Source organism: Candidatus Anaplasma sp. TIGMIC, from assembly GCF_028204095.1.
In the GTDB taxonomy this organism is placed as follows: domain Bacteria; phylum Pseudomonadota; class Alphaproteobacteria; order Rickettsiales; family Anaplasmataceae; genus Anaplasma.
The window spans coordinates 1-7,665 of the sequence record NZ_JAQLOH010000040.1 but is presented as its reverse complement, the minus strand read 5'-3'; the positions used below and the strand labels follow the sequence as shown (position 1 = coordinate 7,665).

The 7,665-nt window shown below is 46.2% G+C and carries 3 protein-coding genes and 1 pseudogene; 1 reads left to right on the top strand and 3 read right to left on the bottom strand.

The genetic code is table 11. The features are described from left to right. Nucleotides 1–75: 75 nt before the first annotated feature. Nucleotides 76–474: a Co2+/Mg2+ efflux protein ApaG gene (gene apaG / locus PGW94_RS04105; RefSeq protein WP_271758907.1), complete on the bottom strand. Its 399-nt coding sequence runs from the start codon at nt 472–474 to the stop codon at nt 76–78. A gap of 139 nt (nt 475–613) precedes the next feature. On the opposite strand from apaG, the gene PGW94_RS04100 reads away from it, so the two are divergent. After that, nucleotides 614–1,690 carry a 5-(carboxyamino)imidazole ribonucleotide synthase gene (locus PGW94_RS04100; RefSeq protein ID WP_271758905.1) on the top strand — a complete coding sequence of 359 codons (1,077 nt, stop codon included), beginning with the start codon at nt 614–616 and terminating at the stop codon, nt 1,688–1,690. 761 nt (nt 1,691–2,451) lie between these two features. On the opposite strand, the gene PGW94_RS04095 is transcribed toward PGW94_RS04100, so the two are convergent. Together PGW94_RS04095 and PGW94_RS04090 are read right to left on the bottom strand one after the other, a co-directional pair. Further along, nucleotides 2,452–4,629 carry a hypothetical protein gene (locus PGW94_RS04095; RefSeq protein WP_271758903.1) on the bottom strand — a complete coding sequence of 726 codons (2,178 nt, stop codon included), beginning with the start codon at nt 4,627–4,629 and terminating at the stop codon, nt 2,452–2,454. Between the two features lie 280 nt (nt 4,630–4,909). After that, nucleotides 4,910–7,665 (bottom strand): annotated as a pseudogene (locus PGW94_RS04090) (hypothetical protein); the annotation flags it as partial.

The window sequence follows — 7,665 nt, the reverse complement described above, 5'->3', positions numbered from 1 at the left end:
ACTGGCCGAAGTCCACACTATCAACGCCACACCGAAGTTGGCAGTAAAAGTATTTTGGAAACCAAAGCGCAACAACTAATGCAACCGCACGCTATCGTAGGGGCTATCCAGCGATATTGCTGGAACGTCAATATAGAAAACCTGAGCCTTGTCCTCATCAACAAACTGATACCAACCATTCATTACGCCCGACGGCGTACTCAGACATGTACCACTCGTGTACTCAAAAAACGTGCCTGGACGGAGCACTGGCTGGCTACCTGCAACACCCGCGCCACTTCCCTCGTTTACTGTCCCCTTCGAATCTATGATCTTCCAGCTGCGTTTAAGGAGCTGAATAGTAGAACTACTCTTATTGTTGATCCTAACGCTGTACAACCATATATAGCAATTCTCGTGGGGCATGGAATGCTCTTCCAAATAGCTCGGGGTAACTTCGACCTCGATCAGCCCGTCAACATTGCCACACTCCATTACTATCACAGCACGGCACCCCCATAAGTCCTATGCCGGGGAAATGCCCTCATACTCGGAAGTTCATAATTGCAGAACCTATCTCCCAGACCTATAATGCATTATAGTTGTTTTTCGTCTCCACATCAATTTCTATCACATGCAAGATCGTTACGTATGCGACACTCCTGACAATGTTCGAGTGGGTATCATTGGAGGGGGGCAGCTGGGTAGGATGTTGTCCCTCGCAGCATCAAAACTTGGTTACAAAACGTGCGTGTTTGCGGAAAGTGAGCAGGATCCCGCTACCTTTGTAACGAACTCTTGTGTGATTGGGAGTTTCAGCGACGAAGATAAATTGCGAGAGTTCTCTTCAATTGTGGATTTTGCGATTATCGAGTTCGAGAATATACCAATAGATTCAATTTATAGTCTGCAGCAGACAATACCTGTGTATCCTGGTGATACGGCCTTATATGTGGCACAGAATAGGATCCGTGAAAAAAAGCATGTGGAGAGTTTGGGAGTTGCCGTATCAAAATTCTCTGTCATCAGTAATTTTGAGGAACTGTGTGTTGCTCTCGACGTTGTTGGAATGCCTGCGGTACTGAAAACTGCCGAACATGGATATGACGGGAAGGGGCAGTATGTGCTCAGGACACACAATGATGCGCATAGTTTGTCTCATTTGCGTTTCGAGCAAGGTTACATACTCGAAAAACTGGTGGACCTAAAAGAGGAGCTATCGGTTATAGTGGCTATCGGTAAAGATGGCGCGTATACTTTCTTCCCAATCGCTCATAATACTCATGTAGATGGAGTACTGGTTGAGTCCTCTGTACCTGCAATAATTTCGGAAAGCCTGTGTGTAGAAGTACAGAATGTAGCTCTTTCAATTGCAAAATCGCTAAACCTTGTTGGCATACTTGCAGTTGAGTTCTTCGTAACTGTCGATGGTAAGCTACTAGTAAATGAGATCGCGCCCCGTCCTCACAACTCCGGTCACTGGAGTTTAGACTCCTGCAACATAAGCCAATTTGAACAGTTAGTACGAATTGCTTGTGGATTACCTCTGAGAGAGGTGCATTTACTAGTCCCCTGCACAATGAAAAACGTATTCAGCGATAACGCCATAGATCCTGCTGTGTACGCGGATTCGCGTAGCTGTGTTTCACTGTATGGTAAAGCTCCGAGAAAAAAGAGAAAAATGGGGCACGTAAACTCGTTGCTGTTCTGACATTGTTTCGTACGCGCTAATACTGGCTGCGCTGCGTTGCTGCAGTGAGCTCATCGTGTGTACACCGTAACTGTACGTGGACTTATCAAAAAATTTTCCGTAGACCAAGTAACATCCGTAATGTTGGTCCACAAAGTTTTTCCTATTCTCCAGAAAAAAAGCACACTCTTGCATGACACGCATTTGGCGAAGCGGCAAAACCCCGCTCCCATTCACAGAACAGCAATAAACAGGACATGGTAAACCGCCGGTGTTCGAATAGCGTAACCATTCCAGTAATCTGTTTTCCTAAGGTAATGTAAGCGCAGCTGCCGCATTGTCGCCGCATCCTTCACAGAATAGTTCCGAGAATCGAACCCCTAAACGCTGAGTGTGAGCAAGTACTTAAAGCTTCATCATCAATGCATGGGCTATAATCCTCCAGCTGGGTCCTGCGTTCATGCGTTTGGGGAGTAGTGGTAGTAAACACGGTGCCACACCTGCGCCGATTTCATCGCATACTCTAGAAGGACATAAAAACAACAGTTACCTTAACACGGCACCGCCCCGCAAAGTGGTCACTCGGCATAGTGCACAGTATCGCAAATTGAGTGATGCTGCACATGTACATAATGCGGGAGATGTTTTTTACCTCAATATTCCCGATGTGGTGCAGATTGGTCATAGCGCCCCACAAAACAAAGGTCGGTGTATGCAATGAAGAGGGCCTGATCACTACACCTGGTAGCAGCAGAAAGCACTCAACATGTCCGCCGGATCCGCTACTGAATACAAGTGACAACCACCTCTCCCTCAGGACTAGGACGCCCATAAAGCTTTTGTACATTACCCATTGAAATCAATTCTATAGGGCTGGCTATCATTCCCTTGCTATGGTTTAGTATCCCACTCCCGTATTCCTCTATAACGCCAACGCATCCCTGTGCCACTGAATCAGTATTCTCGTTGGTCTCTGTGCCGCCAGGACATATGGTAACGCCGCTGGGGTCATTGCTACCCTTACCAAGAAGAAAGGCAATATCCACACCTTTACTCCTGCGATTATTTTTGAAAATTGCCTCGATTACAATACCGGATGTTGCTCCAATTATTTCTACTTTAAATAGATCACATCCTACAAACAGACCTCTCTTCGTGTAACTATACTGCTTGGAATTGTGCTTATTTGGCTTACCCCTGTATGTATAAACATCAGGAGTTGCACGTAAAATTGCATTACTCGCTACTACACACAATCCCTGATCTTGCGCTTCTGCTAGTGATTCAGTCTGCAGTTTTTCTCTTAGGTCGTCATCAAAAGCCTCTGAATAGCGGAACATAACTTTCTCCTGATCAGAGCACGTTGAACCTGCAAGATTCTTGCTGCTATACTTCCTCATGTCATCACTAGATATGAATACAACACCCAGACCTACGTGCTGTATCTTATCTAGCAATATTTGTTGCTCATGCAATGATATATCTGATATGCCAGCGCATGGGTCACTAATAAGCCTACGCCGGTCCGAATCCAACATCTGTACCTTTTTGTGTATCAGTGCGCCAAGAACCTCCGGTGCCCTATGCATAGTGTTACCAGAATTGTCGTTCGCTGCATTTATTGACTCCATAGCGAGCTCGCTATATCTAGCGGTATCCAGCCGGCCTCGATTATCACGAAACAAAACATGCGATTCCGCCAAATGCTCACCACAGACATCACATTGTATGGCGTGCACTCCAGTGGTAGTCCCACTTGATGCGTCTTCTTGACGGAGAAACAACTCCACATTTTTATCCACTATCATCTCTGGAAAAAATCTGTGTTTCAGGTGCAAACATATAAGATTACTGCTACCTGTCATGTATTTGATTTTGCCTCTGGTACCATCCTGGCACAGGACGGTACCCTTCCGCATCGCATCGACTGTTGGCTGGTCAATGTGTGAGTGCTGCGGACATACAGCATATTGCTTCATGGAGTACTCATGGTTAAAACTTGGAATAACCGCTTGCAAACCCACAAAACGGGTGCTTTCCTCACCTACACGCAATCTAAATGTGCAGTCTTGTACCTTGCTGCATCCGTGAAATACGGCTGTTATGGTTCTAGGGTCATGCGGTGAGTGGTACACTCGTGGTATCCTGAGAGACGGCGTTGGCACGCAGCTGCTTACCACGGATTTGCCCATTGACATGTAAGTGCCACATATCAGATCTTGCCCCTCTTGTCTCTCCACAACAATTTCGTAGATATCTCCATTGATATAGAAATGCTCCACTTTTCTCACTTGCCCAGCACCATAATCAAGATATATGTTCTTGGCCATAGGTAATGTGCGTGCTTTCTTCGCATCTTCCACTTCCTGCGTGAACAAAACTCGGATACCCGGGGTAAAATAGCTTTGCCCACGAAATGTTATCGGGACAAATTTTACTTGAGTCCTGGGAAGCATGGCGCTACAAAACAACGGCTCCTCGCCGGAAATCCTGGGATGGCAAACCCTATGGACACAATTTGCGACTTGCGATGAAGTCGCACTTATGTGCGAATAGCATTTCTCTGCAAGACAGTTACATGCTCTTCCCGTAACCGCATCGATATATGCCGACATACAGTATTTTTTATGGGGAGGAGCATGCCATAGCTGGGGCTTTAGATCAGCATTCTGTGACATACCCCTTCTTACCCATGTATGTCCACTGCGTATATCGAACGACTTTGGAATCCAAAAACTCTGGCCAGGAGTAATGTTATGACACATTTTGTCAACACAATATGTCACCACGTAGCGCTGCATAGCTGCCGGCAAGCTTTGCCTCCACGCGTGGATTTCCTTACTCCGCTTCTCGTAGATATCTTCAGTGATTTGTGCGCTATTCGCGAATAGCAAAACGGATCTAGCCGAACCAGCAACAATAGCCAATACAATCGCAACCGCTTTTACGTACTGGGGCATAATGTATACACAAAAAATTTGCCCCTACTAATGTAAAAACCTTACAGTTCTGTTAAGACAGAGAATACTGACCATACAGACCTGCGACTTTACTACGCAACTCGCGCCACTACAGTAAACCAAACCTCATGTTAGGATATATTACCCGGAACTCTCGGATAGAAAATAAGACATTCTACACACTTGCCCATCGCAAGATATTCCACAAAACATGTGTTGGAAAGTCTTTTACTGCATAAATAAACAAAACCACCGCACTAAATTTCTACTTCTCACCAGATTAAGAGTTGCTTTTTACCCAACGTTCGCACGTTATCATAACAGCACCATTCTCACCGACGCCAGGTCTATTCCCCTCATCATCCCAACATCCACCCATGCCCGGAATAAAGACCCCTAAATTAGCTCCATCCCAAGATTTACTGTCGCGATCTTGCTTATACTTACAAAATTCCCTGGGCAAGCTTCTACCTTCAAAAAACCTGCGATTAGCCATTACTTCTTCTATTGGATCACCTCCGCTGTTCCCGTTAGTCTTTATGCCAAGATTCATTTCCAACGGAAACTTTGTAAACATAGCACTGCCACTCTCTAAAAGACCCTGCGCACTACCATCTCCCTGCAATACGTCGCCAATTATGGTTTTGTAGTACACAACAACATCCTTAGCGATGTCGTACTGCAGCTCACCTGCCTTTTTGCTACCCCCACCAACTGCTTTTGCTATTTCATAACATGAGTCATTCCCTGGGTAAGATTTTGCAGTGCCGTGATGCATTGTCTGGCTGTCGCTAAATACACTACCCCACGGTAATACTTCGCCAAGACGTTGTTTATGTACCACCCAAAAGTCATCCTTACACAATCTGAGAACGGTATCATCACCCTTCTGTCCCTGTTTACCACCTTCACCAATCATAAATACTAGGGAATGCGAGTCTGCTCCGTTTACCGAGGACACAAGGTACTCAACGGACTGCCTGTTTCCGTTAACTTTAGCTCTTTCAATATACTCAGCACTTTTGCCCTGCAATTTGCTGTAGTCAAGCAGAACCATAGTGTATTGTCCAGGCCTCCCTGACCGTTGGATACCTGGCTCTGTTGTTGCAGCAGATTCACCTCCTCCCCACATCTCGACTCGGTACAGCGTGCACACGCTGGAATCCTCTGCACTTTTCGCACCGCGCTGTAGCATATATCTATACACGTTTCGCTCCTGCTTGGTCTTCGCACGGGTAATGTCAACGGATTTCCAATAACAACACGGTTGTGTACCAGCTCCTACAAGGCCCCACGAGCCGTCCACAGAAGTAATCGCAGTGTGGTAATCGGGGCGAAACCAACTTTTCTCAAAACCATCAACGCATAAGCCCTGCTCATATGCGCTAACCGGAAGCGCTGCTACCTGCAATGCGGCACTTACTCCAGGCAAAAACGGCTCGTAATTGTCGGTTCTAATGTAGTCATACTCGCAACCAACTACCTTCTTGTCCGGAGCGTAGTACTCTTCTACAGGATTCCCACATGCTTCCAGTCCCGTATTATTCGCAACAAACCCTCCACCCTCATAGTAGTACACTATGTTGCTTCCGGAGCTATTACACAGGTCTTCACTATCGCTTCTTACACTGTTTTCCAGATATGACTTCGGAAAGACAAATTTGTTGTTACTTACTTGTGACTGATCCAACACCTCTTGGCTCACAGAATGCAGGTCTATTGAGTACTTGTCGTCACACCGGATTCGTCTGTTTATTCCACCGTTATTCACAATTACGTATCTGCGAAGGGCTTTCGGCTTTTTTCTAACTCTAAAGCTAGTATACCTCCTGGATCGCGACTCGGTTGTATACTCACCCCCCTCCACCGCTTCCATACTACTGCTTGCGTTGGCTCTCGACCTGGTACTGCGCTCAAGTATACCCTCTATAACACCTGGAGGCATAACTTTGGAGGCACATTCTTCTCCAGCCCGACACTCACTAATCACTTCAAGCTCAATATCCCTATGCAACACGCCATCAGCGCACACCACACCGCTTTGTCTATCTTCGATACCATAGCTCGCTGTAGGATTTGAGACGGGAAAGACCCGCACAGAACTGTACAAAGAGTTGGAGTACACACATGCCGATGACAAAGACGTTGTGCCGTCACCCTTGTCTCTGGGAAAGCTAGCTATCCGGCATAGGGATCGAGCATAATCAAGCAGTATACCATGCTGGAGCCAATCCTTACGCACACCCTCATGCATCCATACCTGATACCCCAAAAACCGTTTACCGGCTTTGTAACCTCTGTTGTTTGTATTACCCAATGAACAATCCTCCTGTGGGATGGAGCGCTTTAAACCAGCATTACCACCATAAAACAAGTCCGTGGGTTTCAATATCTTGCCAATGCATTGCCTGTCCCGCTTGTCTGTGCTATACTTGAGGCTCAGGTGCTGCCACAGCGATCCATTTCTCTCCTTGGCCTTGGCACTAAAACAGTAAGGGTTGGAGAACTTCGAGGTAAGTACGTCCGGTAACGCGTACATTGTAGGCAAGTCCAAACCTGGAATGGGAAGACACGTACTAACTAGTGGCAAGCTTTTGTCTTTGCTGTTTGCACCGTAGTACTTAATACACACACTGTCATCATCTCCCCTTCTAGCCGTGTATGTGTGTGTTGCTCCGTATACGTCGAGCTCATTTTTCATATCTTCCTTCTTGTCTTCAACTTCGCCTGCACGACCTTTGTAGTATATGGAATTCCATACATGATCCTTTCTGGCAGCAATATACTCCACACTTTTTGTGCCTTTGCTTATACTTTTGTACATATTAGTTTCCAGCTCATTGTTCCTGGCACTCACTGCTCTTCTGAGTCGCCTTGCCACTGCATTATCTGACATCTCGTAGAGAGTATTCATACTGGGAAATATGTACTCCCTTTGCACGATTTTTTCCCCCTTGTAGACTACGACGCGAATTCCAGGCTTAGTGTAATCTTGTAGCGCAAACGCCATGGGAACAAATTTCACGCGTATGCTAT